At 60.6% G+C, this 26,432-nt stretch carries 25 protein-coding genes; 13 read left to right on the top strand and 12 right to left on the bottom strand.

Going from position 1 to position 26,432, the window contains the following annotated elements:
* Window positions 1–62: 62 nt before the first annotated feature.
* Entirely contained in the window at window positions 63–1,547 is a 1,485-nt protein-coding gene (locus ACQUTP_RS09615) for an aldehyde dehydrogenase family protein (protein ID WP_017900837.1), read from the bottom strand.
* A 159-nt stretch (window positions 1,548–1,706) separates the two neighbouring features.
* Here ACQUTP_RS09615 and ACQUTP_RS09610 point away from each other — a divergent pair, with 159 nt between their 5' ends.
* The 4 genes from ACQUTP_RS09610 (at window position 1,707) to ACQUTP_RS09595 (ending at window position 5,890) form a co-directional block, all read left to right on the top strand.
* Complete coding sequence (locus tag ACQUTP_RS09610; RefSeq protein WP_017900836.1) at window positions 1,707–3,008, top strand: NAD(P)/FAD-dependent oxidoreductase; 1,302 nt, start codon at window positions 1,707–1,709, stop codon at window positions 3,006–3,008.
* A 13-nt stretch (window positions 3,009–3,021) separates the two neighbouring features.
* Window positions 3,022–3,387, top strand: a complete 366-nt coding sequence (locus tag ACQUTP_RS09605; protein WP_002892824.1) for a cupin domain-containing protein — start codon at window positions 3,022–3,024, stop codon at window positions 3,385–3,387.
* A 432-nt stretch (window positions 3,388–3,819) separates the two neighbouring features.
* Window positions 3,820–5,319 (top strand): APC family permease, encoded by a 1,500-nt coding sequence (locus ACQUTP_RS09600; RefSeq protein WP_002892820.1) that lies wholly within the window; start codon window positions 3,820–3,822, stop codon window positions 5,317–5,319.
* A complete protein-coding gene (locus tag ACQUTP_RS09595) occupies window positions 5,297–5,890 on the top strand; it encodes a DUF3156 family protein (RefSeq protein ID WP_049116873.1) in 594 nt (197 codons plus the stop codon). The genes ACQUTP_RS09600 and ACQUTP_RS09595 overlap by 23 nt, the downstream gene beginning before the upstream one ends.
* 6 nt (window positions 5,891–5,896) lie before the next feature.
* Here the strand turns inward: ACQUTP_RS09595 and ACQUTP_RS09590 are convergent, their stop codons facing one another.
* The 3 genes from ACQUTP_RS09590 to ACQUTP_RS09580 all read right to left on the bottom strand — a co-directional run bounded on the left by ACQUTP_RS09590 (window position 5,897) and on the right by ACQUTP_RS09580 (window position 9,002).
* The gene (locus tag ACQUTP_RS09590) at window positions 5,897–7,012 is read right to left on the bottom strand and encodes a class II histone deacetylase (protein WP_048294347.1); all 1,116 of its coding nucleotides are present in this window, start codon (window positions 7,010–7,012) and stop codon (window positions 5,897–5,899) included.
* Between the two features lie 16 nt (window positions 7,013–7,028).
* Window positions 7,029–8,201, bottom strand: coding sequence for an MFS transporter (locus ACQUTP_RS09585; protein WP_100098378.1), 1,173 nt, complete (start codon window positions 8,199–8,201; stop codon window positions 7,029–7,031).
* Window positions 8,202–8,318: 117 nt separating this feature from the next.
* Window positions 8,319–9,002: a response regulator transcription factor gene (locus ACQUTP_RS09580; RefSeq protein WP_004202446.1), complete on the bottom strand. Its 684-nt coding sequence runs from the start codon at window positions 9,000–9,002 to the stop codon at window positions 8,319–8,321.
* A gap of 425 nt (window positions 9,003–9,427) precedes the next feature.
* On the opposite strand from ACQUTP_RS09580, the gene ACQUTP_RS09575 reads away from it, so the two are divergent.
* From ACQUTP_RS09575 to ACQUTP_RS09560, 4 genes are all read left to right on the top strand, one after another.
* Window positions 9,428–10,615: an anaerobic sulfatase maturase gene (locus ACQUTP_RS09575; RefSeq protein WP_017900833.1), complete on the top strand. Its 1,188-nt coding sequence runs from the start codon at window positions 9,428–9,430 to the stop codon at window positions 10,613–10,615.
* A gap of 45 nt (window positions 10,616–10,660) precedes the next feature.
* The gene (locus tag ACQUTP_RS09570; RefSeq protein WP_023319894.1) at window positions 10,661–12,394 is read left to right on the top strand and encodes an arylsulfatase; all 1,734 of its coding nucleotides are present in this window, start codon (window positions 10,661–10,663) and stop codon (window positions 12,392–12,394) included.
* An 86-nt stretch (window positions 12,395–12,480) separates the two neighbouring features.
* Window positions 12,481–13,257: an SDR family NAD(P)-dependent oxidoreductase gene (locus tag ACQUTP_RS09565; protein WP_064182954.1), complete on the top strand. Its 777-nt coding sequence runs from the start codon at window positions 12,481–12,483 to the stop codon at window positions 13,255–13,257.
* Window positions 13,258–13,282: 25 nt separating this feature from the next.
* Window positions 13,283–14,074 (top strand): MoaF C-terminal domain-containing protein, encoded by a 792-nt coding sequence (locus ACQUTP_RS09560; RefSeq protein ID WP_017901098.1) that lies wholly within the window; start codon window positions 13,283–13,285, stop codon window positions 14,072–14,074.
* Between the two features lie 546 nt (window positions 14,075–14,620).
* On the opposite strand, the gene ACQUTP_RS09555 is transcribed toward ACQUTP_RS09560, so the two are convergent.
* From ACQUTP_RS09555 to ACQUTP_RS09545, 3 genes are all read right to left on the bottom strand, one after another.
* The gene (locus ACQUTP_RS09555) at window positions 14,621–15,574 is read right to left on the bottom strand and encodes an aldo/keto reductase (RefSeq protein WP_008805510.1); all 954 of its coding nucleotides are present in this window, start codon (window positions 15,572–15,574) and stop codon (window positions 14,621–14,623) included.
* A gap of 128 nt (window positions 15,575–15,702) precedes the next feature.
* The gene (locus tag ACQUTP_RS09550) at window positions 15,703–16,479 is read right to left on the bottom strand and encodes an ABC transporter substrate-binding protein (RefSeq protein ID WP_023319890.1); all 777 of its coding nucleotides are present in this window, start codon (window positions 16,477–16,479) and stop codon (window positions 15,703–15,705) included.
* Window positions 16,480–16,498: 19 nt separating this feature from the next.
* On the bottom strand, window positions 16,499–17,677 hold the full coding sequence (locus tag ACQUTP_RS09545) for a M20 aminoacylase family protein (protein WP_043519414.1): 1,179 nt from the start codon (window positions 17,675–17,677) through the stop codon (window positions 16,499–16,501).
* Between the two features lie 233 nt (window positions 17,678–17,910).
* On the opposite strand from ACQUTP_RS09545, the gene ACQUTP_RS09540 reads away from it, so the two are divergent.
* On the top strand, window positions 17,911–18,498 hold the full coding sequence (locus ACQUTP_RS09540) for a YSC84-related protein (protein ID WP_048323237.1): 588 nt from the start codon (window positions 17,911–17,913) through the stop codon (window positions 18,496–18,498).
* A 60-nt stretch (window positions 18,499–18,558) separates the two neighbouring features.
* Here the strand turns inward: ACQUTP_RS09540 and ACQUTP_RS09535 are convergent, their stop codons facing one another.
* Both ACQUTP_RS09535 and ACQUTP_RS09530 read right to left on the bottom strand, forming a co-directional pair.
* Window positions 18,559–19,014, bottom strand: coding sequence for an RcnB family protein (locus ACQUTP_RS09535; RefSeq protein ID WP_109882863.1), 456 nt, complete (start codon window positions 19,012–19,014; stop codon window positions 18,559–18,561).
* 178 nt (window positions 19,015–19,192) lie between these two features.
* Entirely contained in the window at window positions 19,193–19,582 is a 390-nt protein-coding gene (locus ACQUTP_RS09530) for a hypothetical protein (RefSeq protein WP_002892699.1), read from the bottom strand.
* Window positions 19,583–19,851: 269 nt separating this feature from the next.
* Here ACQUTP_RS09530 and ACQUTP_RS09525 point away from each other — a divergent pair, with 269 nt between their 5' ends.
* From ACQUTP_RS09525 to ACQUTP_RS09515, 3 genes are read left to right on the top strand one after another with little or no spacing between them, the layout of a single operon-like run.
* Entirely contained in the window at window positions 19,852–20,970 is a 1,119-nt protein-coding gene (locus ACQUTP_RS09525) for an ABC transporter substrate-binding protein (RefSeq protein ID WP_017898794.1), read from the top strand.
* A 60-nt stretch (window positions 20,971–21,030) separates the two neighbouring features.
* On the top strand, window positions 21,031–22,059 hold the full coding sequence (locus tag ACQUTP_RS09520) for a FecCD family ABC transporter permease (RefSeq protein ID WP_074194124.1): 1,029 nt from the start codon (window positions 21,031–21,033) through the stop codon (window positions 22,057–22,059).
* Window positions 22,056–22,853: an ABC transporter ATP-binding protein gene (locus ACQUTP_RS09515; protein ID WP_285755610.1), complete on the top strand. Its 798-nt coding sequence runs from the start codon at window positions 22,056–22,058 to the stop codon at window positions 22,851–22,853. Before ACQUTP_RS09520 ends, ACQUTP_RS09515 begins: the two co-directional genes overlap by 4 nt.
* A gap of 41 nt (window positions 22,854–22,894) precedes the next feature.
* On the opposite strand, the gene ACQUTP_RS09510 is transcribed toward ACQUTP_RS09515, so the two are convergent.
* From ACQUTP_RS09510 to ACQUTP_RS09500, 3 genes are all read right to left on the bottom strand, one after another.
* The gene (locus tag ACQUTP_RS09510) at window positions 22,895–24,037 is read right to left on the bottom strand and encodes an HlyD family secretion protein (protein WP_017898797.1); all 1,143 of its coding nucleotides are present in this window, start codon (window positions 24,035–24,037) and stop codon (window positions 22,895–22,897) included.
* Entirely contained in the window at window positions 24,037–24,381 is a 345-nt protein-coding gene (locus tag ACQUTP_RS09505) for a DUF3302 domain-containing protein (protein WP_004202413.1), read from the bottom strand. Before ACQUTP_RS09505 ends, ACQUTP_RS09510 begins: the two co-directional genes overlap by 1 nt.
* Window positions 24,382–24,518: 137 nt before the next feature.
* Window positions 24,519–25,160 (bottom strand): Crp/Fnr family transcriptional regulator, encoded by a 642-nt coding sequence (locus tag ACQUTP_RS09500; protein ID WP_072206897.1) that lies wholly within the window; start codon window positions 25,158–25,160, stop codon window positions 24,519–24,521.
* Between the two features lie 238 nt (window positions 25,161–25,398).
* Between ACQUTP_RS09500 and ACQUTP_RS09495 the strand changes: the two genes are divergently transcribed.
* Complete coding sequence (locus ACQUTP_RS09495; protein WP_285755608.1) at window positions 25,399–26,322, top strand: aminoimidazole riboside kinase; 924 nt, start codon at window positions 25,399–25,401, stop codon at window positions 26,320–26,322.
* The last annotated feature ends 110 nt before the right edge of the window (window positions 26,323–26,432 follow it).

The raw sequence follows: 26,432 nt of genomic DNA, 5'->3' as shown, positions 1-26,432 counted from the left end.
CAGGATGTGTCGCCCATCTGGCGCAAAACGACAAATGCCTGCGCTATTTCGCTGAGCGGCGGTTAATAGCGCACCATCACCGACTTCAGCTCCGTGTAGTCATCGATAAACGCGCTGCCGAATTCGCGCCCGATGCCCGAGCCCTTCATGCCGCCGAACGGTACCGCCGGGTCGAGGAAAGTATGCATATTGACCCACACGATGCCGGCCTCAATCGCCTCCGAGTAGCGTAGCGCCAGGCGAATGTTATCCGACCAGACGCTGGCCGCCAGGCCATACGGCGAGGCATTGATCCGCGCCAGCGCCTCGTCTTCACTGTGATAACCGATAAAACTGCACACCGGGCCGAAGGTCTCCTCGCGCATCAGGGTGCTCTCTTCGCTGCGCACTTTGACCGCCGTCGGCTGCAGGAAATAGCCCTCCCCCGGCAGGGCTTCGCCGCCGCAGACGATGGTATCGCCCTCGTCGCGCGCGGTCTGAATGAGCCGCAACACTTTGTCATACTGCTGGCGGTTGGCCAGCGGCCCCATCAGCGTGCGCTCATCCAGCGGCGATCCCGGCGCGAAGGCGCTGAGCTTATCTTTCAGCAGCGCCAGCACCGCATCCAGTTTACCCTGCGGCAGATAAAAGCGCTCCGCGGCGGCGCAAATCTGCCCCTGGTTCAGGTAGCCGGCTTCCAGAATGCCGTTGACCATCGCCTCCGGCGTCAGATCATCCAGGAACAGCGCGGCGTTTTTGCCCCCCAGCTCAAGGGTCACCCGTTTACCTGACGCACTGGCCGACTGCTGGACTTTCTCGCCAGTGGCCACCGAGCCAGTGAAGCTCACCTTGGCGCAGGCCGGATGGGTAATCAGCCGCTGAGCAATCTCGCCGCCGGCGCCGTTGACCACGTTAATCACCCCGTCCGGAATACCCACCGCTTTCGCCAGCTCCGCCACGCGCAGCAGCGTCAGCGGCGTATACTCGCTCGGCTTGAGAACAATGGTGCAGCCGCAGACCAGGGCCGCCGCCAGCTTCCAGACGGCAATCATGATAGAGAAGTTCCACGGCACGATGCCCACCACTACCCCCAGCGGCTGACGGCGAGTGAAGGCGGTATATTTCTCCCCGGCCATCGACGGCAGCGACACATTCAGGGTTTCGCCGGTGACTTTCCCCGCCCAGCCGGCGAAGTAGCGAAGGAAAGCGACCGATTGATCCAGCTCGAGCATGCGCGCCAGCGTGATGGTCTTGCCGGAGCAGAGACTTTCCAGCTGCGCCAGCGCTTCGCGATGCTCAGCCAGGGCATCCGCCAGCTTCAGCAGCAAGGTTCCGCGCGCCAGCGTCGGCATTTCGCGCCACTGATTAAACGCCTGGCGGGCACTCTCTACCGCGCGATCCGCCTGGTCGCTATCCGCCGCGGTGACCTCGGCGATCGCCCGCCCGGTGGCAGGGTTGATCACCGCAAACGGCGCGCCGCGGCCCGCCTCTCGCTCACCGGCGATAAACTGCCCGTGCGGCTGGCGTAAAAAGGCGGTCACTTCCGCCAGTAAGGTTATCTCGCTCATCGTCAGTACCCGTTTTTTCAGCAACGTTGGCCCATCACAGCACGGCTTCCCGCCGCCGCCTATCGTTCTAAAGAACGTCATTCTTCCGGACGATATTCAACGCCCGCGCGGCGTGCTGTGATGAGGCACTTGAGCGAGGCAAGACCACAGGGTAACGCGATGAACATCAAAATCGATGCGCTGAACTACTACGGCGCGACGAAGAAATACCACCTCCATTTTCCGGCGCTGCGGGAAGATATTGAAGCCGACGTGGTGATTATCGGCGGCGGCTTCTCCGGTATTAACACCGCCCTTGAGCTGGCGGAACAGGGCATCACCAACGTGGTGGTGCTGGAAGCGCGCCATCTCGGCTATGGCGGCACCGGGCGCAATGGCGGCCAGGTGATGGCCGGTATCGGTCACGACATCGAAGCGGTGAAAAAGCACGTCGGCAAAGAGGGGCTGGAAACGCTGTTTAAAATCGCCAACCTTGGCGCGGGCATCATTCGCGAACGCATCCGCAAATATAATATCGACGCCGATTTCGTCCCCGGCTACGGCTATCTCGCTTATAACCAGCGGCAACTGAAAACGCTGCGCCAGTGGGAGAAGGAGTTTAAGGCTGCCACCCCGGATGAAGAGATCGAGCTGTATACCGGGAAAGAGGTGCAGCAGGTGGTGGGCTCCGAGGTCTACTGCGGCGCGCTGAAACATATGGGCGGCGGCCAGATCCATTCGCTCAATATGCTCCTCGGCTCGGCGCAGGCCGCCCATTCGCTGGGAGTGAAGATCTTCGAATCCTCGCCGGTGGTGGAGGTGAATTACGGCAAACAGGTGCGGGTACGTACCGCGATGGGCAGCGTCAAAGCCGCCAAACTGCTGTGGGCCTGCGACAGCTTCCTCAACAATATGGAGCCGGAGATCTACAACAAAACGCTGGTCACCTACTCCTATCAGGTATCGACCGAGCCGCTCTCCGATGAATTGATCGAGCGCATCAGCCCGCTGCGCGGCGCCTTCAGCGATATTCGCCCGGTGATTAACTACTACCGCGTCACCCGGGAAAACCGCCTGCTGTTCGGCAGCGCCACCCGCTTTGTGGAGTATACGCCGAACGATTTCGCCGCCTGGAACCGCACCCTGCTGGCGGAGGTCTTCCCCTATTTGAAGGATGTGAAGATCGATTTCGCCTGGGGCGGGCCAATGGCCTGTAGCGCCAACCTGTTCCCGCAGATCGGCACGCTACGCGATCACAACAACGTCTTTTACGTCCAGGGGTACTCCGGCTTCGGCGTCACCCCATCGCACATCGTGTGCAAAATCCTCGCCGAAGGGATCAACGGCGGTTCAGACCGCTATCGTCTGCTGAGCAGCATCCCCCACGCGACCATCCACGGCCGTGACAGCCTGCGCCTGCTGCTGGTCACCGCCGGAAAATTGATGCATCAAACCGCCGGTTTCTGGAAAGGCCGGAGTTAACCAGGAGAACGCTATGCACGCTTTTAAACTTAAACACCCGGTGCCCGACCTGCAGCCAATCGGCAGCGTCAGCCTGCTCGGCGCGACGCCGACCGCCGGCGACCCGCAGGTGGCCGGGGCGATGATCTACGGCGAGCCGCAGGATGCCTTTACCTGCGGACTGTTTTCGTCCACTGAGGGGAGCTTTACCATGACCTATCCGTTTACCGAACACGCCACCGTGCTGGAAGGCGAAGTAGAGCTGACCGTCGCCGGCGGTGAACCGCAGCGCTTTGCGCCAGGCGATAGCTGGTTTGTTAAACAGGGCACCGAAGTGGAGTGGAAAATCCTGACGCCGCGCTTTGTGAAGCACTACCTGGCGAACGTCGAGACGCGCTAACGCGCTGATACTGCCCGGCGGCGCAGGGGGGGGACCCGGAGGCGACGCATTGCGCCTTCTCCGGGCTACCAAATCGCACAGCGCTGTAGCCCCGGTAAGCGGCAGCGCCACCGGGAGTTTTGAGGCCGCCAACACCGGCAGTTTCAGTCAGCATGGTGAATAAATTACAGGCAGGCCGCGCGGATCGTAGGCCGGGTAAGGCGCAGCCGCCACCCGGCAGAAACAGGCGCAACGTGGCAAGACGGATGGCCCCGGTTTTCGGGGTCATCTTGTTTATCCACCCTCACATTCATGGACTGCGTCACAGAATCATGCGCCACCCTCAACCTTCCGGACGATATTCGTTGAGCAGGATGCCCGCCTAAATTATGACTATCCGGGAGTGGCGCTGGCTATTCCCTGCCCTACCCCATTATTGTGCAGAGGTTGACTATGTTTAGTAACAGACTTGCCAGCCATCTTGAGCGCGGCGTCGTCGGCTTCCCGACCACCCTCGCCAGCTCCGTCGGGCTGATTATGGCCAGCCCGGTGATCCTGACGGTGACCAGCGGCTTCGGCATGGGCGGCGATACCTTCGCGCTGGCGGTGCTGCTGGCCTTTATTATGATGCAGGCGCAGGTCACCACCTTTGCCGAGGCGGCGACGCTCATTCCCACCACCGGTTCGGTGTACGACTATATCTCCTGCGGCATGGGCCGCTTTTTCGCTATCACCGGCGCGCTGTGCGCCTATCTGATCGTCCATATTTTCGCCGGGACGGCGGAGACGATCCTGGCGGGCATTATGGCGCTGGTGAACTTCGAATCGATCAACGCCCAGATGGCCGCTCACCAAAACACCTGGATGGTGGGCGTCGGCATGGTGGTGATTTTCGGCCTGCTGAACGCCATCGGCGTGGAAATCTTCGGCAAGGTCGAAGTGGTGCTGACCTTCGGCATGTGGACCACGCTGACCATTTTCGGCCTGTGCGGCATTTTTATGGCGCCGGTGACTCATCTTTCCGGCTGGTTCGGCACGCCGCTGAACGTTAGCGATATCAACGGCCTGTTCGGCTATATCGGCATGGCGATGTTTATGTTCGTCGGTTGCGAACTGGTGACGCCGATGGCGCCGGAGATCAAACAGGCCCACCGCACCATACCGCGGGCGATGGCGCTGGGCCTGCTGGGGGTCGCCAGCTGCATGTTTATCTACGGTGCGGCGATCAACCGCCAGGTGGAGAATACCGTGCTCGACGCGGCCAACAACGTCCATCTGCTGGATACGCCGATGGCGATCCCGGCTTTCGCCGAGCGGGTGATGGGCCACGCCGGCCAGTACTGGCTGGGGGTCGGGCTGCTGCTGGCGGGCTGCGCCACCATCAATACGCTGATGGCCGCCGTGCCGCGCATTATCTACGGTATGGCGCTGGACGGCGCGCTGCCCCGCTTTCTGACCTGGCTGCATCCGCGCTTTAAAACGCCGGTAATCGCCATCGCCATCGGGGTGGCGATCCCCTGCCTGCACGCCTGGTATCTGAACGGCGATCTGGACCGCATCGTGCCGCTGATCCTCGCCGCGGTCTGCGCCTGGGGCGTCGCCTATCTGCTGGTGACGCTGTCGGTGGTGATGCTGCGCATTCGCCGCCCGGACCTGCCGCGCGCCTACCGCTCGCCGTGGTTCCCACTGCCGCAGATTATCTCCAGCGTTGGCATTATCATCGCTATCGTCAATATCACCCCGCCGGGGATGGACAGTCGCCAGGTGCTGGTGCCGTTCGGCATTATGCTCGGCCTGACCGCCGCCTACGCCCTGTTCTGGACGGTGTGCGTGCAGCGCGTCAATCCGTTCAAGCCGCTGGTGGTGGAAGAGGTAGTGGAGCGCGCCATCAACAACTACGAAAAACAGACCCGCGGGGAGATGACGCCAGATGTCCTCCGTCCCCTGGTTTGAAACGCCGTTAATGAACGCGGTGCAGCGCGATCTGGCCGGCTGGCCCTGCGAAAAGCTGAGCGAGCGCAGCGCGCTGCTGCGCTTGAACAACGCCACCGCCGTGACCTTCAGCGTGCGTCAGAAGCGGCTGTTTATGGCCAGCATTCACAGCTGCGAGTTTGTCGTCGAGGGGCCGGTGACCCGGCCCGTACGCGGTAAAATTCGCGCCCATCAATCCGGCTGGTGGAAACGCCAGCCGATCCGCTTTATCGGCGGCAAAGGCAGCGAGGCACTCGCCGGCTATCTCAATGGTTTCCCTAATCTCCAGCAGACCTTAAGCGAGCTGGACTACCGCCGCTTTTCGCTGACCTTTAACGGTCGCGGCTGGCGCTGCAGCATTGAACCCTGGGCCGCCAGCGAAGTGGTCTGTAAAATGCCGCCGCTGCGCCGTTATCTGCGGCTGGAAGCGCAGCAGCGGATGCTGCTGCTCAGCGTGCTGGCGATGATCGATCAGGCAGTAAGTCAGTGGATGCGCGGTGAAATCGTAGAAGAGAAAGCATTGACTTCCCCGCCATCACCGCGGGGAAGCTGAGGCGTTTTATAGCAGGCCAAACTGCTGCGCCAGCCGATCGAGAGCCTGCCTCTGGAACTGCGCAAACTCCGCCCGCGGCTGTTGTTGTTGAATAAATTCCCGCAGCGGATCCTGGACCTCGGTGCGGATGCCGCTCAGAGCCTCCATCACCGCCAGGCCGCAGAACGGCACGTAGGATTCGGCGTAGCCGCCTTCGTGCACCATCACCAGTTTCCCGCCGCACAGGCGATCCGCCGCCTGCTGGACCTGTTCAGTCATCGCCCGGAAGCTGTCGCTGTGCAGCTGCATGCGCGCCAGCGGATCCATGGCGTTGGCATCATAGCCGCAGGCGATGATAATCAGCTCCGGCTCAAAGCGCGCCAGCGCCGGAATAACGATGGTTTCCAGCGCATAGCGCCAGCTGTCATCCCCCGCGCCGGCCAGCAGCGGAATATTGATGTTGTAACCCTCCCCCGCCCCCACGCCGCGATCCTCCTCGCCAGAGTAGCCCGGCGGGAAGCAGCCGTCCTGATGCAAGGAGATAGTCAGCACGTCGTCGCGCTGCAGGTAGATATGCTGGGTGCCGTTGCCGTGGTGAACGTCCCAGTCAATGATCGCCACCTTGCCGAGCCCGAGCAGCGCTTTCGCTCGCTCCACGGCAATGGGGATATTGGCAAGAAAACAGAAGCCCATCGACTGGTCCGGCAGGCAGTGGTGTCCGGGCGGACGCGACAGCGAATAGGCGTTATCCAGTTCCCCCTTCAGCACCGCTTCCACCGCCGCGCAGGCCAGCCCGGCGGAAAGACAGGCGATTTCATAACTGCCCGGCCCCAGCGGCGCCTCTTTGCCGAGCATGCCGCCGCCGTTATCGCTAATCGCCTTGAAGCGCTCCAGATAACTGTCGGGATGGATCCGCCGCAGGTCCGCAAGGCTCGCCGGCGCCGCGCTGCGCAGCGCCAGCTGTGGCGTCAGCCCGGAGACATCCATCAGGTTTTTCATCCGCCGTTTGGTCTCCGGCGATTCGGCATGACCGCCGCCGGCGGGTGGCTGTACCCACCCGCCCACCGGCAGCGTCACTGCGTGCAGCCCGGTACTGTGCCAGAAACAACGTTCATCAAAGAAGAAACCGGTTTTTCTTTTCACTCTATCCTCCCGTGGGCTAACCCTTCCCGGCGGCGGAAGCCGCCACAATTAAAATCAGTGACAGCAGCGCGCAGACGCCTGCCGCCGCCAGCAGCGGGTCGGCGCTGGCGAAGCGTTGCAGTAAGGCCCCCGCGAGCGCCGGGCCGGCCGCCATGCCGCCGCCGATCACCAGATTGATGCTGTTCATCAGCCGACCGCTGTTATCGAGCCCGGCGACGCGGGCGAGAATAAAGGGCAGCACGAAGGTCCAGGTGAACTTAAACAGCAGCGCCGCGATGGCGTAGCGCGCCAGCAGCGGCTGGCCAACCAGCAGCCCGACGCTGACGATCAGCAGCCCGTAGCCCAGCCACACCGGTAAGCGATCGGCGCGCCGGGTGCCGCGCAGGGCCGCGCCGCCGGCGCCGATAATGCCGCAAACCGTCGCCGCCGCCAGCACCAGCCCCACCTGCGTCGGGCTCAGCCCCGCCGTGCTGCCGATGGTGCCGATAAAGGTCCACACTGCGCTGAGGCTGATATAGAAAGTGAGCACCGCCAGCACCGCCAGCGCCTGACGCCACAGCGCCGTCGACGGCTGCTGGCGGGAGGCAGAGAGCGGTTGAAAGCGCGGCGGGAAAGCGGACACCAGCGGCAGGCAGCAGAGCATGATGGCGGCGAGGATCAGATACACCACCTTCAGGCCAAAGGTCGCGAACAGGCCGGGCAGCGCCAGCAGGCCAAGCATCCCCAACAGCAGTTGCCCGAGCACCCAAAAGGCGTAGACCCGCGACGGGTTCGGCGTTCCCGCCGCGCAGCTGATGCACAGAATCATCAGCGTGCCGCCCGCCAGTGAGGCGATAAAGCGCGCCGCCAGCAGCGTCTCATACTGGGTGACCACCGCCGAGGCGAGGTTGGCGGTCAGAAACACCGCCCCGGCCATCAGGGCGACCCGCCGCCAGTCGAGGCGACTCATCCACCACCACGCCGGGAGCGTCGCCAGGCTCATCGCCCCCAGCTCCGCTGAGAACAGCCAGCCTACCTGCCCGGGTTTTAGCTGCCATTCGCTGGCCAGCTGCGCCGCCACCGCCGGTGCGGTCATCAGAATACCCGGCGCAATAGCGGCAAAAATCACAATCGCCGCCAGCAAACGCAGGGACACCACCAGCCCGGCGGGCCGGGAAAGCACATTATCAGTGACAGGTGTACTCGACATCGTAGGGCGTGCTCCGGTCAAAAAAGCCTCCCCCCGGAGGATCCTCCAGGGAGTGATACCCACAGGCATCAGGAAAACGCCGTGTTGCCACGGCGCGCGCGGGATGTGAAAGTCAGATCACAGATGCAGCGTCCGCTGAGCAGCCGGCATCCAGGTTCGGGAAACCAGTTCGGTACGATTGACCACTTCGGTCTTGGCGAAGATATTGCGCAGGTGCGTTTTCACCGTCGAGAGCGAGATATCCAGCTGGCGGGCTATCAGCTTATTACTGGCCCCTTCGCGCACCATGCCGACGATTTCCCGCTCTTTGGCGGTCAGGATAGCGGGCAGGTCATCTTCTTCCTGCAGGCAGTCGCGGATCGCCAGCTCCACCAGCGGCAGCACCGCCTGGGCCCGATGACGCTCTTCGCTGGAGAAAGGCACGTCGCGCATCAGCGAGATACCGGCGATGATCCGCCGCTCGCGGCGGATGAAGATCTCGGTCATGTCACGCACGTTATTCGGCAACATAAATTCATGATAATAATGTCGGTTGCGATCGCAGAGCCGCGGCGTCATCGCCGCCACGGTGGTGTTCTGGTGGCTAAAGTGCGCCGGTAAATGCGGATCCAGCGGCTGGAAGTTTTCCAGATATTGTTGGTGCGTATTATCGGAAATATTATGCAATATATAGTTTTCGGGTTTTAACCGGTTATTTACTCGATAAAACACCGCTGAAGTCAGTGGAATTAACTGAGAAATAGTCTGTAAACAACGGGCTATTATCGCATCATTACGGCTGGCTTTTAACAAAGCAGACATGATAGGGCCTCCCCGTCGAGATGATGGTGCATGACACATGGATGACTACCGATAATTGAAGCATACATTTCACATTTAAGTAACACAATCATTAACATATTAACAATGTGATAGCCGTTACAAAATTTTCAGCAATGCATTGTTATATAAAGCATTTAAAAAACACACTCGCCATGCCTTACGATAGCGGCGTTAAAACATAAACAAAAAAGATTAATACCCGGCGTACCTGCCTCTGGTGATAAAAAAACCCTATCCCGGACGCGTCTCTCTCATCCTTAAGAACGATGGATTTCTGTTTTTTTTCACTTATACCCTTAACAGGATGCCATTAATTTTCGCCGCGGCTTAATCATGTGATTACGCCTGACCCGCTGTTGCCAAAATAATAGCAACAGCGCCGGTCATTAACCGAGGATAAGCCGATGCTGAATATCGCCGCCCTGCGCCAGCAGCAAATTCCGCTGGCCGCTGAGCCGCGCTCGCCGGTGCCGTTTCATATTCTGATGAAGCCGATTGGCCCCGCCTGCAATCTCGCCTGCCGCTACTGCTATTACCCCCAGGATGAAACGCCGGTCAACAAAATGGACGAGGCGCGGCTGGAGCAGTTTATCCGCCGCTACATCGCGGCCCAGCCCGTCGGCGCGCGGGAAATCAACTTTGTCTGGCAGGGCGGTGAGCCGCTGCTGGCCGGCCTGAGCTTTTACAAAAAAGCGCTCGCCCTGCAGGCGCGTTATGCCCCCGACGGCGTCACCATCAGCAACAGTCTGCAGACCAATGGCACGCTGATCAACGACGCCTGGTGCCGGCTGTTCCGCGAGCATCGCTTTATTATCGGCTTGAGCCTCGAAGGCAGCGAAGCGCTACAGGACCAGCATCGTCCGGATAAACGCGGCCGGGCCAGCTGGCCGGCGGCACTGCGCGGCATCGGCTTTCTCCACCAGCATCAGGTGGATTTTAACCTGCTGGTGGTGGTGCATAACGAGATGGCGGCCCACGCGGCGGCGATTTATGACCGGCTGGTCAGCCTCGGCGCGCGCTATCTACAGTTTCAGCCGCTGATGAGCGAAGGCGCAGCGTTGCGCGAGGGCTATCAGCTGAGTGCCGATAACTGGGGGCGTTTTATGGTCGGCATCTGGCGGCAGTGGCAGAAGCGCTGCGACAAGGGGCGGGTGTTCGTCATCAATATCGAGCAGGCGTGGGCGCAGTACTTCACTCACACCAGCGGCAGCTGCGTGCACAGCGCCCGCTGCGGCAGCAATCTGGTGATGGAGCCCGACGGAGAGCTCTACGCCTGCGACCATCTGATCAACGCCGAACATCGGCTGGGCCGCCTTGACGACATGACGCTGGCGCACGCGGTCGACGCCTCGGTGCAGCTGCCTTTCGGTCAGCAGAAAAGCCTGCGCCGCGAATGCCAGACCTGCGCGGTCAAAATGGTCTGCCAGGGCGGCTGCCCGGCGCATCTGAACGCCGCCGGCAACAACCGCCTCTGCGGCGGCTACTACCGCTTCTTTAGCGAAATTCTGGCGCCCGTGCGCCCCTTTTCCCGCGACCTTCAAGGGCTACAAGCCTGGCGGGCCGCGTTTGTCGGGGCCGCGCATCCGGCGTAGCCCATTGCTCTGAAAGTGATACCCGCAGAAACAGGAGAATCCGTTGTGAATAAAACAGCCATGGCCGCGGCGGTCAGTGTGATCCTCGCCGGTGGCGCGCACGCCGCCCAGCAAGAGCGTCCGAACGTCATCGTGATTATCGCCGATGATATGGGCTACTCTGACATCAGCCCCTTCGGCGGCGAAATCCCCACCCCCAACCTGCAGGCGATGGCCGAGCAGGGGATGCGCATGAGCCAGTATTACACCTCGCCGATGTCGGCCCCGGCGCGTTCGATGCTGCTCACCGGTAACAGCAACCAGCAGGCCGGGATGGGCGGTATGTGGTGGTACGACAGCACCATTGGCAAGGAGGGCTACGAGCTGCGGCTGACCGACCGCGTCACCACCATGGCCGAGCGCTTTAAAGACGCGGGGTATAACACCCTGATGGCCGGCAAGTGGCACCTCGGTTTTGTTCCCGGCGCCACGCCGAAGGACCGCGGCTTTAACCACGCCTTCGCCTTTATGGGCGGCGGCACCAGCCATTTTAACGACGCCGTCCCGCTCGGGACCGTTGAAGCCTTCCACACCTACTACACCCGCGACGGCGAGCGCGTCTCCCTACCGGATGATTTTTACTCCAGCGAAGCCTACGCCCGGCAGATGAACAGCTGGATTAAAGCGACGCCGAAGGAACAGCCGGTCTTCGCCTGGCTGGCCTTCACCGCCCCTCATGATCCCCTGCAGGCGCCGGACGAGTGGATTAAGCGCTTCAAAGGCCAGTATGAGCAGGGTTACGCCGAGGTCTATCGCCAGCGCATCGCCCGCCTGAAAGCGCTGGGAATTATCCATGACGACACCCCGCTGCCGCATCTGGAGCTGGATAAAGAGTGGGAGGCGCTAACGCCAGAGCAGCAGAAATATACGGCGAAAGTGATGCAGGTGTATGCGGCGATGATCGCCAATATGGACGCGCAAATCGGCACCCTGATGGAGACGCTGAAACAAACCGGGCGCGATAAAAATACCCTGCTGGTCTTTTTAACTGATAACGGCGCCAACCCGGCGCAGGGTTTTTATTACGAATCTACCCCGGAATTCTGGAAGCAGTTCGATAACCGCTATGACAACATCGGCCGCAAAGGCTCGTTTGTCTCCTACGGCCCGCACTGGGCCAACGTCAGCAACGCTCCCTACGCCAACTACCATAAGACCACCAGCGCCCAGGGCGGGATTAACACCGACTTTATGATCGCCGGTCCCGGGATCACGCGCCACGGTCACATCGACGCCTCGACGATGGCGGTGTACGACGTAGCACCGACCCTGTATGAATTCGCCGGTATCGATCCGAACAAATCGCTGGCGAAGAAGCCGGTGTTGCCGATGATCGGCGTCAGCTTTAAGCGCTATCTCACCGGCGAAGTACAGGCGCCGCCGCGCGGGAAATACGGCGTTGAGCTGCACCATCAGGCGGCGTGGGTCGATGGTGAATGGAAGCTGCGGCGGCTGGTGCCGCGGGGCCTCACCGCCGGTGACGCGCCGTGGCAGCTGTTTAATCTGCACGACGACCCGCTGGAGACCCATGACGTCGCGGCCCAACATCCCGATCGGGTCAAAGCGATGAGCGAGGCCTACGAGGCGTTCGCCAGACGCACCATGGTCACCCGGGCGCAGGGCAAGATGATCGATTACGTCGGTATTGACAGCAAAACCGGACGCTATCTGGCGGTCGATCCCGCCACCATGAAGCCGGTTCCGGCGCCGCAGGCGATCCCGGTGAGCGAGATCCATTAACCCCGCGGCTATCGTTCTTCCGGGCGATAGCCGGGAGCTGACGCGCTTTTTAAGGTAATCGGAAACCCCATTACAGGAGAGAGCGAATGGCGAGAGTCGTGGTGATCACCGGCGGCGGAACCGGAATTGGCGCCGCCTGCGCGCGGCTGATGTGCGCCGCAGGTGACCGGGTGTTTATTACCGGACGGCGCGAGGCGCCATTGCAGGCTGTCGCCGATGAGACCGGCGCCACGGCGCTGATGGGCGATGCCGCCGACGGCGAGGTGTGGCGCCAGCGGCTGTTGCCGGCCATTCTCGACCAGAGCGGCGGTGTTGATGTCCTCATCTGCAGCGCCGGCGGGATGGGCAACAGCCCCGCCGCCGAGACCAGCGACCGCCAGTGGCGCGAGGCGCTGGACGGCAATCTCACCAGCGCCTTCGCCAGCGTTCGCGCCTGCCTGCCCTCGCTGATTACCCGCCGTGGCAACGTGCTGTTTGTCGCCTCCATCGCCTCGCTGGCCGCCGGTCCGCAGGCCTGCGGCTACGTCACCGCCAAACACGCCTTAATCGGCCTGATGCGCTCCGTCGCCCGCGATTACGGTCCCCAGGGGGTGCGCGCCAACGCCGTCTGCCCCGGCTGGGTCACCACGCCGATGGCGGATGAAGAGATGCTCCCGCTGATGCAGGCGGAAGGGCTATCGTTGACTGAGGCTTATCAGCGAGTCTGTCGCGACGTTCCGCTGCGCCGCCCCGCCAGCCCCGAGGAGATAGCCGAGGCTTGTCAGTTTCTCTGTTCGCCGCAGGCCGCCATCATCAGCGGCGCCACGCTGGTCGCCGACGGCGGCGCCAGTATCGTCGATGTTCCCACTCTGGCGTTTGCCTAACGCCCTACTCTGTTCAGGAGCCCCAATGACTTCAGAAGCCGTATTTATCCAGGTCGGCGCGCTGGCCGATGGTTTTGCGCCACACGGTAATTTACTCGCCACCGCCAGCCTGCCCGCAGGCGAGCGCTTTACCTTTTATGTCGCCGGAAGTGAGCCGCAGCAGCTGATCATCGAAGATGAGCAGACGCTAAGCTGGAACGGCAAGCGCGCCCCCTGGCGGGCGACCGCCCTGCGCCCGGATATTCTGTTTATCGACTTCCTTGACCCGGAGCGGGATAACGCCAGCGTCAGCGCGGTATGCAACCTGACGCAGCGCAACGCCACCCTGGTCTACGGCCAGCTGCCGGACGAAGCCGCCGCGCGGCTGGACGCTTTCAGCCGGGTGGAGCGAGGCCTGCCGCTGACCGCGGTAGAAACGCGCTTTGTCTTCGCCCGCCTGGATGCGCAGCCGGGGCCGCTGCCGGGCTTTACCGATGCGCTGGTCGGCATGCGCAATCAGTACACCTACAGCCCGACTGAGCGCTATGAGCACATCTATCTCAACGATAATTTTTACGCCTGGCAATGTCTGGACGGCGTGGAAAAAGGGCTGGCGGATGTTGACCGCTGCCACTACGTGCAGGTGGCGGAGGATCTCTATCTGTTTGTCTGGCGCGAGAAAATCATTCCCACGCTGGGGGTGATCCTGATAGATCTTCAGCAGATGCGCACCGACGGCAAGATCATGGGCTATCAGGGCAGCGACTTCGGCGCCCTCAGCAATTTCCCGGTCGGCGCCAGCGCGAAGATCCTCAACCTCACCCGCCATCAGGAATAAAGGGGCGCCGCCGGGCACGCTTTCAGGCCCCCTGCCCGTCATGTTGCCGGGTGGCGGCTACGCCTTACCCGGCCTACGGGATTCGTGCGACCTGTCCTTGATTTACCCACTTGCACGACTGAAACTGCCGGTGCTGACGGCCTCAAAATCGCTGAGACGTTCCCGGAAGGCCGGGGCAGCCCGCATGGATGCGGGCTGAGGGCCGTGTTTTGCACGGACGCTGCCTCGGCCCGACCCGGAGCCTGCAGGGATAAGTCGAAGGGACCGCGCAGCGGCGATTTTGCTGGCCGGAGCCCGGGGGTACAGGGGGCGGCGGCGACTGGCCGCCCCCTGTGCGCTCCCAGCGCCATAAGAGACATAGCGCAGAAGACATATCGGGAGCGCAATCTGTCCGGAAATCACATAGAAGTTGTAGCCCTGCCAGGCGCATTGCAAACAGGGAAATTGACGATTGTGCCGTTATTTCGCCGGGTGGCGGCTGCGCCTTACCCGGCCTGCGGTCCGCGCCATTTGTCCACCCTCTCCCCGCCGGGAAGAGGGCGTGACTCAGGCGCTGGCGCTGTCCAGTCGCGCCACCTGCTCCGCGCTCAGGCTCAGCGCCGCCGCGCGGGCAAAACTTTCCACCTGGGCCACGCTGGTGGCGCTGGCGATCGGCGCGGTCACCCCTTCGCGGCCGATCAGCCACGCGAGGGCCACTTCCGCCGGCTTCGCCCCCTGCTCATCCGCGACCGCCACCAGGGTATCGATAATCCGCATCCCGCGCGGATTCAGGTACTTACCAATCCCTCCTCCGCGCTGGCTCTGCGCCAGGTCCGACGGCTGACGGTACTTACCGGTTAAGAATCCCGAGGCCAGGCTGTAGTAGGTCACCACCCCGATATCGCGGCTGACGCAGAGATCGCACAGCGCGCCTTCAAACGCGGAGCGGTGGTAGAGGTTATATTCCGGCTGCAGCACCTGCCAGGCAGGCAAGCCGCCCTTGCGCGCTACCTCCAGCGCCCCCGCCAGCTGCATTGCATCGAGGTTAGAGGCCCCCATCGCGCGAATTTTCCCCGCCTGTTGCAGGCTGTGGAAAGCCTCCAGCGTTTCCGCTACCGGGGTTTGCGGATCCGGCCAGTGGGAAAAGTAGAGATCGATATAGTCGGTATTGAGGCGGCGCAGGGAGTCGTCTACCGCCTGCTGGATCCAGGCTTTGCTGAGTCCCTTATGGCCTGGAAGGCCGAGATCGGAGCCGACTTTGGTGAAAATTTTGACTTTATCGCGCATGCCGGGGCGCGCCTGCAGCCAGCGGCCAATAATGGTTTCGGATTCGCCGCCCTGGTTGCCCTCTGCCCAGCGGGAATAAACATCCGCCGTATCGATAGCGTCAAAGCCGTGGTCAACAAAAGCATCAAGAAGGGCAAAACTGGTTTTTTCATCAATGGTCCAGCCAAAGACGTTACCGCCAAACACTAACGGGGCGATGGAAAATCCGGTTTTGCCCAAGGGACGTGTCATCATGCCGAGTACTCCTTAGCTTATATTCTGCTTCCCTCAGGTAACCACAGGGGTCAGGAGAGGAGGTCGATTGGATAATCAGAAAAGGAATCTTACGGCGGGCGATCCATGCCCGCGGGTACACTCAGACATTATGTCCCGGAATAAACATCAAAGCTAAAATATTTGCTGGCTAATTTTTTATAGGTGCCGTCGGCAAGGATCTTCGCAATCGCGCCGTTTATTTCCTGACGCAGCGCCTCATCGTCTTTACGTAAGCCGATAGCCGCCCCGGCGCCAAACAGCGTATCATCCTGCAGATGGCCGCCGACAAAGGCGAATTCCTTACCCTGCGGCTGCTGCAGGAAGCTGTAGTCGGCCATCATGCCGGAGAGTACCGCGCCGTCGATGCGCCCGGACTCCAGATCGCGCACCACGCTATCGGCCCCCTGGTAGGCCACAATGTTGATCCCCTGCGGACGCCAGTGCTGATTAACGTAAGTCTCCTGCGCCGAGCCCTGCTCGACGCCAATGGTTTTGCCCTTCAGCTGCTCCGGCGTATTGCCTTGCAGGGTATTTTTACGCGCCACGAGGAACACCGGCCCGTTATACAGCTTGTCGCTAAAGGCAATCTGCGCTTTACGCTTCTCGGTCATGTACATTCCGGAAAGGATGGCGTCGAATTTCCGCGCCTTCAGCGCCGGGATAATGCCGTCGAAATTGCTTTCCACCCACACGCATTTCGCCTGCAGCTGCTGGCAAATGGCGTTGCCTAAATCGATATCAAACCCCGCCAGCTTGCCCTGCGGATCCTTCCATTCAAACGGCGCGAAGGTCGGGTCGACGCCAAAGCGGATCGCCTTTCCCCCTTCGGCCAGCGCCGACGTCGACGCCATTAACGCCAGCCATAGCAGTAGTGATTTTTTCATTCCAGTTCTTCTCCAGAGGTTAACGGCAGTGCTTTTCCACCAGACGGGCGAACAGCGTCGCGCCGGTGGTGATAATGTCATCGTTGAAGTCGTAGCCGGGGTTATGCACCATGCAGCCGCCTTTCTCCCCCTTCTCGCCGTTGCCCAGCAGGAAGTAGCAGCCCGGACGTTCGCGCAGCATAAAAGCGAAATCCTCGCTGGCGTTCATCGGCGAGACCGACTCCAGCACCCCTTCGTGGCCAAACACCTCCAGAGCCAGCGCCCGGGCGAAGTCAGTCTCTTCAGGGCTGTTGGTTAATACCGGGTAGGAGTCGTAAACCTCCACCGCGCTGCTGGCGCCATAGCTTTTAGCGGTAAATTCGCTGAGCTCGTGAATACGTTTGATCAGCAGGTCGCGGATTTCCGGCTTCATCGCCCGCACGCTGAGCTCCATCACCGCGCTCTCCGGAATGACGTTGGAGGCGATACCAGCCTGGAAGGTGCCGACGCTGACCACCGCCGTTTCGCCCGGCGGCACGTTGCGCGCCACGATGCTCTGCAGGGCCATCACCAGCGCCGCGCCGGCGACAATCGGGTCGACGGTGCGCTCCGGATGGGCGCCGTGGCCGCCGTAGCCGGTAAGGGTGATTTTGACGGTATCCGCCGAGGCCATAAAGTTGCCGGCGTAGAAGCCCAGCTTGCCCACCGGCAACCCCGGCATGTTGTGCAGACCGAAAATGCGTTCGCAGGGGAACTGCTCAAACAGGCCGTCTTTAATCATTAAATCGGCGCCGCCGATAGCCTCTTCCGCCGGCTGAAAAATCAGATGCACCGTGCCATTGAACTGACAGGCCGGCGAGGCGATGTATTTCGCCGCCGCCAGCAGAATGGTGGTATGGCCGTCATGACCGCAGGCGTGCATTTTCCCCGACACCGTACTGGCCCAGGGTAAACCGGTGGTTTCCTCGATCGGCAGTGCGTCCATATCGGCGCGTAGGCCGATGGTGCGCGGCGAATCGCCTTTGCTCAGGCTGCCGACCACCCCGGTCTTGCCAAGGCCGCGCGTCACCTGATAGCCCCACTCGGTCAGCTTGCTGGCGACCAGTTCGCTGGTATTAAACTCTTCCAGACTTAATTCCGGATTGGCATGTAAATAATGACGCAGAGAAATCATTTCCGCTTCCGTCGCTTTAATTTCTGGAATTACATAATCACTCATGCCGCTCTCCGGGAAATATCGTAAGGACTTAACACGGTATCGTGGTGAAAACTTTATGCAAGCAGGATTTCTAATATCGGAAATGACGGCATCTTATTTAATAATGCGTTCACGGCAGTGCAAAAAGCATTCGAAACGGTGAAATTTAAAAATAAACGTTTATTTTATGGAGGATTAACCGTTATTTACCCTACTATTTCCAGCCGTATTCAGATTTAAATAAAAAAAATTCTATGAGATTACAGACGCTTTTCCTCGTCGCCATGACCGCGCTGGCGGGTTGCAGCGCGCAGGGGGATACCGCCAGCCAGCAGCGGGCCAGTATTCAGAAGATGCGCAACGAAACCCTCAATAAACTTTACACCCTCCAGCCCGAGGCCCGCAGCGATATTCAGCATGCGAAGGGTTATGCGGTCTTCGCCAACAACAGCAGCAAGATCCTGCTGTTCGGATTTGGCAGCGGCTACGGCGTGGTGCGGGATAAGGCCACCGGGAAGGACACCTATATGAAAATGGCCCAGGGCGGCGCCGGCCTGGGGATGGGGATTAAACAGCAACGCACGGTGCTGGTTTTCCATGATAAAGCGGCCCTGGAGACCTTTATCCGCCAGGGATATATGGTCGGCGCCGATGCGAACGCCGCGGCGAAATATGATGACAAAGGCATCGCGCCGATCGCCGCCTCCGCGAACGGCGTAGCGAAGGACACCTCCTCGCTGCCGTCAAAAGTGAACGTCTATGAAATCACCGACAAGGGGCTGGCCGCCCAGGCGATGGTCAATGGCTATAAATACTGGCCGGATGACAAACTGAACCCGTAGCCCCGGCGGTGATCCATCGCCGAGTCAGGTGTTCCCTGCCCGGCGTTGGGAGACGTGCATTTAGTGGCCGAGGGCGCCGCTCACCAGAATCGAGGTGATGATCCCGGTCGCCGCGGCGATCAGCACATAGTTACCGTCGATATAGGACCAGTGATGGCCCTCCGGCGGGGGCGGCAGGCCGCGGTCGCTCCAGTCGCGGACGCGATACTCATCGCCACGGAACGGCGCCGGAGCCGGGTGGCCTTTGCGGAAATCGTTACCGCGCCAGGCGAAATGGTCCTGCTCATGCCGTGCCTGATCGCGCTTGTCATGCCCGTCACGATCCGGGCCACGCAGGTCATGGTCACCCTGACGATGCGCGTCAGGTCCGCCCTGCGGCGCATGCCCATTATGATCCGGACCGTTCTGCCACACCGTTGGCTGCCCCGGACGATGGCCGTCGTTTGGGCCATCGGCAAAGGCCTGGACGCTCAGCACAGTGGATAATATTACCGCCAGAGAAATCATCTTTTTCATCGTACACCTCCTGATTGAAGTTCTTTGTAACGGGAAAATGTGAAGAAAGAGTGAGTATCCGCTTAACCAGGACGATTCCTGGCATCTGGGGTTTCTGCTGTCGGGGAAGGCATTATGGGGGAGTACGAGCAATAAAAAAGGCCGCTCTCGCGACCTTTATTCAGACTGATATCAGGACTTACTCAGTCACTTTATTTTTTAACTCTTCAGCGCCGGTTTTGGTTTTATCCCAGCCCTTTTCTGCGCCGGATTTGGTGGCGTTCCAACCTTTTTCGCTGACCTCTTTGGTCTTATCCCAACCTTTCTCAGTTCCTTCTTTGGTCTTGTTCCAGGTCTTCTGCGCGCCTTCGCTCACCTGGCTGCCGACGCTATCCTGTTTGCCTTCGGCCGCATGTTTCGCCTTCAGCTGCTGCTCTTCGCCCTCGTGCTGGGCCTGGTGCAGCTTCTCTTTAGCGGTGTTGGCGTTGGCATTGGCCGCCGCGACGGTATCATCTGTTGCATGTGTTGTCGCAGCAAAAACCGGAGCCGCAACCAGAATAGCCGATAACGCAATCATTGCTTTTTTCATAATATCCTCTCTCACGTGTCGTGTTATGAGTCGTATTCAGGATGGCACAACGAACCGGGGATGACATTAGGAATTAGCCTGAAAAACGTCTTCGACCTGCAACCATGGCAGAAAATGCTGCCGCTGCGCGCCCTGTCGGCGTTGGCATAATTTCCAACATGTTTGTTACATTTCGTGAAATTTGCGCTTGATATACTTGCCGTTGACGTTTACTCGAGAATAATTCTCAGAATCATTATATTTATAAATTGGCAAACGGAACTCATTTTATGGCAAGAAAATCAGTAAGATCGCTGTTGCTTACTGCGCTGATCGCGACTCCCTTCTTCAGCTATGCGACCCAATATCCTCTGACGGTTACCGACCTTGACGGCCGGCAGGTCACCCTGGCTAAAGAGCCGCAGCGTATTATTTTGCAGGATGGCCGCGACATTATGACCCTCGCCCTGCTGGACCGGGACAATCCGTTTAAGCGGCTGGTGGCATGGAATAATCTGGCGAAAAAGCAGGACGTTGCCACCTGGCAGATGCTGAAAACGACGTGGCCGCAGTCGGCCACGATCCTTGACATGGGCTTCAGCGACAAGGGGAATGTCGATCTTGAAAGCGTCATCGCCCGCCAGCCGGATCTGATGATCGCCCAGCTGCGCGCCAGGCCAGCGCTGATGGAGAGCGGCGTCATCGACAAGCTCAGCGCCCTGCACGTTCCGGTGCTGTTTGTCGACTATGAGATCGACCCGGCGAAAGATACCGCTCCCAGCATCGACCTGCTGGGCAAAGTCCTCAACCGCGAGAGCCAGGCCAAAGCCTTTACCGATTACTATCGTCAGCAGCTGCAGTCGATTCGCCAGAAAACCGCGACCATCACGCCGAAGGCCAACGTCTTCGTGGAAGCGCTGGCCGGCAACAGCGACGCCTGCTGCTTTACTCACGGCCACAGCGGCTGGGGGGGGCTGGTGGAGGCGGTCGGGGCGAACAATATCGGTTCGCAGCTGCTGCCGGGCGCCTCCGGGTTCGTCTCGCTGGAGAAAATCATCAGCATGAAGCCCGACGCCTGGATAATGACCGGCTCGAAGCGCGGAAACAGCCAGGTGCTGCCCCTCGGCTATGAGGTTAAGCCGGAGGCGGTGAAAGCCCAGGCGCAGACGCTGCTGGCGCGACCGGGGGTCAGCCAGATCCCGGCGGTGCAGGAAAAGCGGGCCTATGGCGTCTATCACCACTTCTATAACCATCCGTGGAATATTGTCGGCATGGAATATCTGGCGAAAGATATCTATCCGCAGGCCTTCCGCGATCTCAACCCCGATGAGACTTACCATTATATCGTGCGTCACTTCACCGACCTGCCGGACCAGCCGTTCGTCTTTTCCTGGCAGCAGAGCGAGTAATCCGGCATGCGTTTAACCTCCGACTCCGTGCTCGACGAGCTGCCCGCCGGGTCTTCTGGCGTGATGGATCATTATCGCCATATCGTGCGTCGCCGCCTGCTGCTGTTGCTGCTGCTGGCGCTGTTGATTGTCGCTTCACTGCTGTTCGATTTTATGCTCGGCCCTTCCGGACTGCCGCTGCAGAGCCTGTGGCAGACGTTAACCGATCCGGCCAGCGCCGATCCGGGCATTCGCGCCATCGTCTGGGATATCCGCCTACCCTATGCGGTGATGGCGATTATCGTCGGTCTGGCGCTGGGACTGGCTGGTGCCGAAATGCAGACCATCCTCAATAACCCGCTGGCCAGCCCATTTACCCTGGGCGTCTCCTCGGCTGCGGCGTTTGGCGCCGCGCTGGCGATTGTGCTGGGTATTGGTCTGCCTGGTATTCCCGGCCAGTGGTTTATCTCGGCCAACGCCTTTATCTTCGCCCTGCTGGCGGCCCTGCTGCTGGATGGCATTACCCGCTGGACCCAGGTGGCTACCTCCGGCGTCATTCTGTTCGGCATCGCGCTGGTCTTTACCTTTAACGCCCTGGTCTCGATGCTGCAGTTCATCGCCAATGAAGACACTCTGCAGGGGCTGGTGTTCTGGACCATGGGCAGCATCGACCGCGCCTCCTGGAGCAAAGTCGCCATCCTGCTGGTCGCCCTGGCGCTGGTGATGCCCCTGTCACTGCGCAGCGCGTGGGCGCTGACCGCCCTAAGGCTGGGCGAGGACCGGGCCATCAGCTTTGGCATTAACGTTCGCCGTCTGCGCCTGAGCACGCTGCTGCGGATCAGCATTCTGTCGGCGCTTTCGGTGGCCTTTGTCGGGCCAATCGGCTTTATCGGCCTGGTGGCGCCGCATATTGCGCGGATGCTCTTCGGCGAAGATCATCGCTTTTACCTGCCCGCCAGCGCGCTGATCGGCGCCCTGGTGCTCTCCCTGGCCTCCATCGCCTCGAAGAACCTGATACCGGGGGCCATTATTCCGGTGGGGATCGTCACTTCCCTGGTCGGGGTCCCGTTCTTTTTGAGCATTATTTTACGTCACCGGGGGCAAGTATGAGCGACCAGACGTTATCCGGGCTGTCGCTGTCTCACTTCAGCACTGGCTACCCCAGACGCAAGGTGATCGAGAACCTGACGGTTCCCCATCTGCCGCGGGGGAAAATCACCGCGCTGCTGGGGCCAAACGGCAGCGGTAAATCGACGTTAATGCGAGCGATGGCGGGGCTGGGCCCCTGCCGCGGCGAGCTGCGCCTGGAGGGAGAAAATCTGCTGACGCAGCCGTTCTCACGTCGCGCAGAACAGGTGGTCTATCTTCCGCAGACGCTGCCCGCCGGCGTGCATCTGCATGTGCTGGAGTCGATTATCGTGGCCCAGCGCGCCGCCGGGGGACGCCACAGCGCCCAGCAGCAGGAAGAGGTAATGGCGTTGCTGCGACAGCTGGGAATTGCCCACCTGGCGATGAGCTACCTCGATCAGCTCTCCGGCGGGCAAAAACAGTTGGTGGGTCTCGCCCAGTCGCTGATTCGCCAGCCGCGCCTGCTACTACTCGATGAACCGCTCAGCGCGCTTGACCTCAACTACCAGTTTCACGTGATGGATCTGGTGCGCCGGGAGACCCGGCGGCGCAACATCGTGACTCTGGTGGTGGTGCACGACATCAATATTGCCCTGCGTCACGCCGACCACGTGCTGATGCTCAAAGCGGGCCAGCTGCTCGGCGACGGCACCCCGGCCACGGTCATCACCCCTGAGACCCTGGCGGCCGTCTATGGCGTGCGCGGCCGTATTGAACCCTGTTCGCAGGGGGTGCGGCAGGTGATTATTGACGGGCTGGTGGACCGCGAGGCCTGACCGCGGCGCGGGGATGGTTGGTCCTCCCCGCGCCCGCCGGCTTAGTGATCGAGATAGATGTAGTTTTCCCAGCTCTTCATGCGGATCAGGATCTTCCTGATCAGCGACAGCTCTTTCAGGTGATCTGAGTAGACCGCCGCCTCGAGGGTAGCACCCTGCGGCAGGGCGTATTCGGCAAAACGTGGATCGGTCACCTTTAGTACCACCAGCGCCCGGCCATGGGTATTGAGCGCGTCCGTGGTCAGCAGTTTGCCCTGGCCCTGAAACTGACTCTCGCCAATCGCCGGCAGCACATCGGCCACTTCCCCGCGGAAGACGGTGCCCGGGATGGCCGGAAACATCAGCTCCGCGGGCTCGCCTTTGTACAGACGCTGCAGGGCGTTCTGGCGAAATGCCGCGACATACTCCCGCGAGGCGTCACCTTCCACCGGCACAAAGGTCATCAGCGGCAGCATTCCCAGCGCGGTGGACATGGTACCAGGGCGTAAGCCGACGGTGCTGACATAGCCGTCTTCCGGGGCGCGGACGACGGTGTTATCCAGCTGAAACTGCGCCTTCTGCAACTGCGCCAGCAGGGAGGCCACGGTGGTATTTTTGCCCTTCACCACCGAGTCCAGCGCGTTACGCGCCTGAACCACTTTCGCCTGAGCCGCGCTGACGCTGGCTTCATCGGCTTTCCACGTCTGCAGACGGGTATCGACCATTTGATCGGAGAAGGCGCCCTGGGCATGCCCCTCCCGAAAGCGGGCATACTCCCGCCGCGACTGGTCGCGCTGAGCCACCGCTCTGCTCAGCTCGGCCTCCGCCTGGCTTAACGCGGCGTTGAGGGAGAGCGCATCCTGGCTGGCCGCTTTAATCTGCGCCTGCAGATCGTCCACCTTTGCCTGGAACGGCGTCGGGTCGAGAGTAAATAGCACATCGCCCTTATGCAGCCTCTGGTTAGGTCTCACCGGTACGCTCTGCACCCGACCGCGCACCTGCGACACAATCGGTACGGTGCGAAACACCTGATTGCCGACGTCGGTATAGGGGAAGTTGTAATTCATCCCGAAGATCACCGCGCCAATCAGGGCGATACCGCCGAGCACCGCCGTCGGCACGGTCCACTTATTGAGCGGGATGCGGAAGACTTTAAACACCACGATGCATAGCGCGGCGTAGGTCAGCAACATTAACGTTTCCATTATTTTGCCTCCTTCGCTTTCAGAAGGTCCACTTCGCGCTGCACCTGCTCCAGCCGCTGGACCACCGTTTCCAGACGCTGATGCAGCACCTGCTGGTCGTCGGCGATGCGGCGCATCCCCCATCCGCGGTCTTCGCGCCACAGCGTCGCCCAGATCCACAACAAGGGCCACAGGGCATGCAGGGTAAATAAGCTGACCCAGCCGGCATAATGAATCGCATCCTGATGAGGATGGCGCCGCTCTTTGGCGATTTCATAAGGAATATCGTGAATAACAATCACGCCATAAAAAAGTATTAAGGCCACGGCGATCAGAATCGCCAGCGCCACATAGTCCAGGGTCATAAAATAACTCCAGAGTGCAAGGTTAAATAAATAAAACGGCCAGATTCAGGCGTAGCAGGGCCGGGAGAAAACGCGCGCTTAGCGCTTTCCCCGGGCGGGTTTTAGCGACGTTATGTCGGGGAACCGACGAATCTGAATCAGAATTTCTCAGGAATAGGGCGGTCGATGGAAATCAGTTTGCCTTTTTTCACCGTGATATATCCCCCCTCGCGCAGGGCGGCCAGCACCTGATAAACATAGCTGCGCGAGAGATTGGTCCGTTTAATAATAAATGCCGACAGACTTTCATGTTGCCCACCATCGATTTCACCGCGATATAAATAGCGCGACAGCATCGACTTAATAGTCTGAAAGCTAGTCTGGCTGCCGCGTTCATAGTGGGCATCAAGGGCAAATATACCCATATAGGCCAGGATCGTGGTCAGCTCTTGCATATAGCCCGGCGACGAATGAAAGAATATCCGTTCAAAATCGCTGGCGGATATTTTCGCCAGCTGGCATTCGCCCAGACACTGATAATAGAGCGCCACCGACGGACAATAATGTTCCAGCAACCCTAACGGCATATGCGCGATAACAATCCCGATCAGGTTCTGCTCGTCACCAAAGGCCAGCGTCATTTGCCCCTGCAGCAAAAAATAGAGATAGCCCGGCTGCGGCAGAAACGGCTGGTCTTTACTCAGGCTCAGGGTTTCACTGCAGGCGATCACCGCCGGCAGGTGCGTGGTCAGCGTCAGCTTCTGGTACCGATCGTAAATATCGCCAAAACTGGGGTTCATCGCGCTACGCACTCCTTCACCTTTTATCACCGCGGCGGGGCTAACCGCGGCCTGTGGAACTATACCTAAGCGGGTCAGGAAGGAAAAGTCCAGATCTGGAGTGGCGAAATATTCCGCCTGGCTCACATTTTTCACCCTCGCCCCGCCCTTTCGTCCGCCAATCGTTCCGCTTGCTGCCAGGCTGTGCTTTAATTAGCTAAAACGGTTTAACAAAGTTTAGCTAAGAGGAACTAGTCCTATGAATGGTAAAATCTGGGTACTCGGCGATGCGGTCGTCGATCTCCTGCCCGACGGAGAGGGCCGCCTGCTGCAATGCCCCGGCGGCGCGCCGGCCAACGTCGCGGTCGGCGTGGCGCGGCTCGGCGGCGATAGCGGGTTTATCGGCCGCGTCGGCGACGATCCCTTCGGCCGCTTTATGCGTCACACCCTGGCGCAGGAGAAGGTGGATGTGAACTATATGCACCTCGATGCGGCGCAGCGCACCTCCACGGTGGTGGTCGATCTCGATCGCCACGGGGAGCGCACCTTTACCTTTATGGTCCGTCCGAGCGCCGACCTGTTTCTTGCGCCTGAGGATCTTCCGCCGTTTGCCGCCGGTCAGTGGCTGCACGTTTGCTCTATCGCTCTCAGCGCGGAGCCGAGCCGCAGCACGGCATTCGCGGCGATGGAGGCGATAAAGCGCGCCGGGGGCTATGTCAGCTTCGACCCCAATATCCGCAGCGACCTGTGGCAGGATCCGCAGGAACTGCGCGACTGTCTCGACCGGGCGCTGGCCCTCGCCGACGCCATAAAACTCTCGGAAGAGGAGCTGGCTTTTATCAGCGGCAGCGACGACATCGTCAGCGGCATCGCCCGGCTGAACGCCCGCTACCAGCCGACGCTGTTGCTGGTGACCCAGGGCAAAGCGGGGGTGCAGGCCGCGCTGCGCGGGCAGGTTAGCCACTTCCCTGCCCGCCCGGTGGTCGCCGTCGATACTACCGGCGCCGGCGATGCCTTTGTCGCCGGGCTGCTCGCCGGACTCGCCGCCCATGGTATCCCTGACAACCTCGCCGCCCTGGCTCCCGACCTCACGCTGGCGCAAACCTGCGGCGCGCTGGCCACCACCGCCAAAGGCGCCATGACCGCCCTGCCCTACAGGGACGATCTTCAGCGCTCGCTGTGATCCCGTTGGGCCGGCTAACGGCCCACTTTGCTGGCGACATCACAATTCTTAAACCGGTTTAGCAATTTTTATTTTCACCGCATTACCGACATGTTTACCATATTAACTAA

It is taken from the genome of Klebsiella sp. 2-CIP_Kleb. (assembly GCF_050378715.1).
GTDB lineage: Bacteria > Pseudomonadota > Gammaproteobacteria > Enterobacterales > Enterobacteriaceae > Klebsiella > Klebsiella quasipneumoniae.
Note: the sequence above shows the minus strand (reverse complement) of the source record. Positions and strands in the feature narration are given on the sequence as shown.

Bases quoted from the DNA above. Each gene is read 5' to 3' on its own strand.
- ACQUTP_RS09615 (WP_017900837.1), bottom strand. From the start codon at position 1,547: ATGAGCGAGATAACCTTACTGGCGGAAGTGACCGCCTTTTTACGCCAG.
- ACQUTP_RS09610 (WP_017900836.1), top strand. From the start codon at position 1,707: ATGAACATCAAAATCGATGCGCTGAACTACTACGGCGCGACGAAGAAA.
- ACQUTP_RS09605 (WP_002892824.1), top strand. From the start codon at position 3,022: ATGCACGCTTTTAAACTTAAACACCCGGTGCCCGACCTGCAGCCAATC.
- ACQUTP_RS09600 (WP_002892820.1), top strand. From the start codon at position 3,820: ATGTTTAGTAACAGACTTGCCAGCCATCTTGAGCGCGGCGTCGTCGGC.
- ACQUTP_RS09595 (WP_049116873.1), top strand. From the start codon at position 5,297: ATGTCCTCCGTCCCCTGGTTTGAAACGCCGTTAATGAACGCGGTGCAG.
- ACQUTP_RS09585 (WP_100098378.1), bottom strand. From the start codon at position 8,201: ATGTCGAGTACACCTGTCACTGATAATGTGCTTTCCCGGCCCGCCGGG.
- ACQUTP_RS09580 (WP_004202446.1), bottom strand. From the start codon at position 9,002: ATGTCTGCTTTGTTAAAAGCCAGCCGTAATGATGCGATAATAGCCCGT.
- ACQUTP_RS09575 (WP_017900833.1), top strand. From the start codon at position 9,428: ATGCTGAATATCGCCGCCCTGCGCCAGCAGCAAATTCCGCTGGCCGCT.
- ACQUTP_RS09565 (WP_064182954.1), top strand. From the start codon at position 12,481: ATGGCGAGAGTCGTGGTGATCACCGGCGGCGGAACCGGAATTGGCGCC.
- ACQUTP_RS09560 (WP_017901098.1), top strand. From the start codon at position 13,283: ATGACTTCAGAAGCCGTATTTATCCAGGTCGGCGCGCTGGCCGATGGT.
- ACQUTP_RS09555 (WP_008805510.1), bottom strand. From the start codon at position 15,574: ATGATGACACGTCCCTTGGGCAAAACCGGATTTTCCATCGCCCCGTTA.
- ACQUTP_RS09550 (WP_023319890.1), bottom strand. From the start codon at position 16,479: ATGAAAAAATCACTACTGCTATGGCTGGCGTTAATGGCGTCGACGTCG.
- ACQUTP_RS09545 (WP_043519414.1), bottom strand. From the start codon at position 17,677: ATGAGTGATTATGTAATTCCAGAAATTAAAGCGACGGAAGCGGAAATG.
- ACQUTP_RS09540 (WP_048323237.1), top strand. From the start codon at position 17,911: ATGAGATTACAGACGCTTTTCCTCGTCGCCATGACCGCGCTGGCGGGT.
- ACQUTP_RS09535 (WP_109882863.1), bottom strand. From the start codon at position 19,014: ATGAAAAAGATGATTTCTCTGGCGGTAATATTATCCACTGTGCTGAGC.
- ACQUTP_RS09530 (WP_002892699.1), bottom strand. From the start codon at position 19,582: ATGAAAAAAGCAATGATTGCGTTATCGGCTATTCTGGTTGCGGCTCCG.
- ACQUTP_RS09525 (WP_017898794.1), top strand. From the start codon at position 19,852: ATGGCAAGAAAATCAGTAAGATCGCTGTTGCTTACTGCGCTGATCGCG.
- ACQUTP_RS09515 (WP_285755610.1), top strand. From the start codon at position 22,056: ATGAGCGACCAGACGTTATCCGGGCTGTCGCTGTCTCACTTCAGCACT.
- ACQUTP_RS09510 (WP_017898797.1), bottom strand. From the start codon at position 24,037: ATGGAAACGTTAATGTTGCTGACCTACGCCGCGCTATGCATCGTGGTG.
- ACQUTP_RS09505 (WP_004202413.1), bottom strand. From the start codon at position 24,381: ATGACCCTGGACTATGTGGCGCTGGCGATTCTGATCGCCGTGGCCTTA.
- ACQUTP_RS09500 (WP_072206897.1), bottom strand. From the start codon at position 25,160: ATGAACCCCAGTTTTGGCGATATTTACGATCGGTACCAGAAGCTGACG.
- ACQUTP_RS09495 (WP_285755608.1), top strand. From the start codon at position 25,399: ATGAATGGTAAAATCTGGGTACTCGGCGATGCGGTCGTCGATCTCCTG.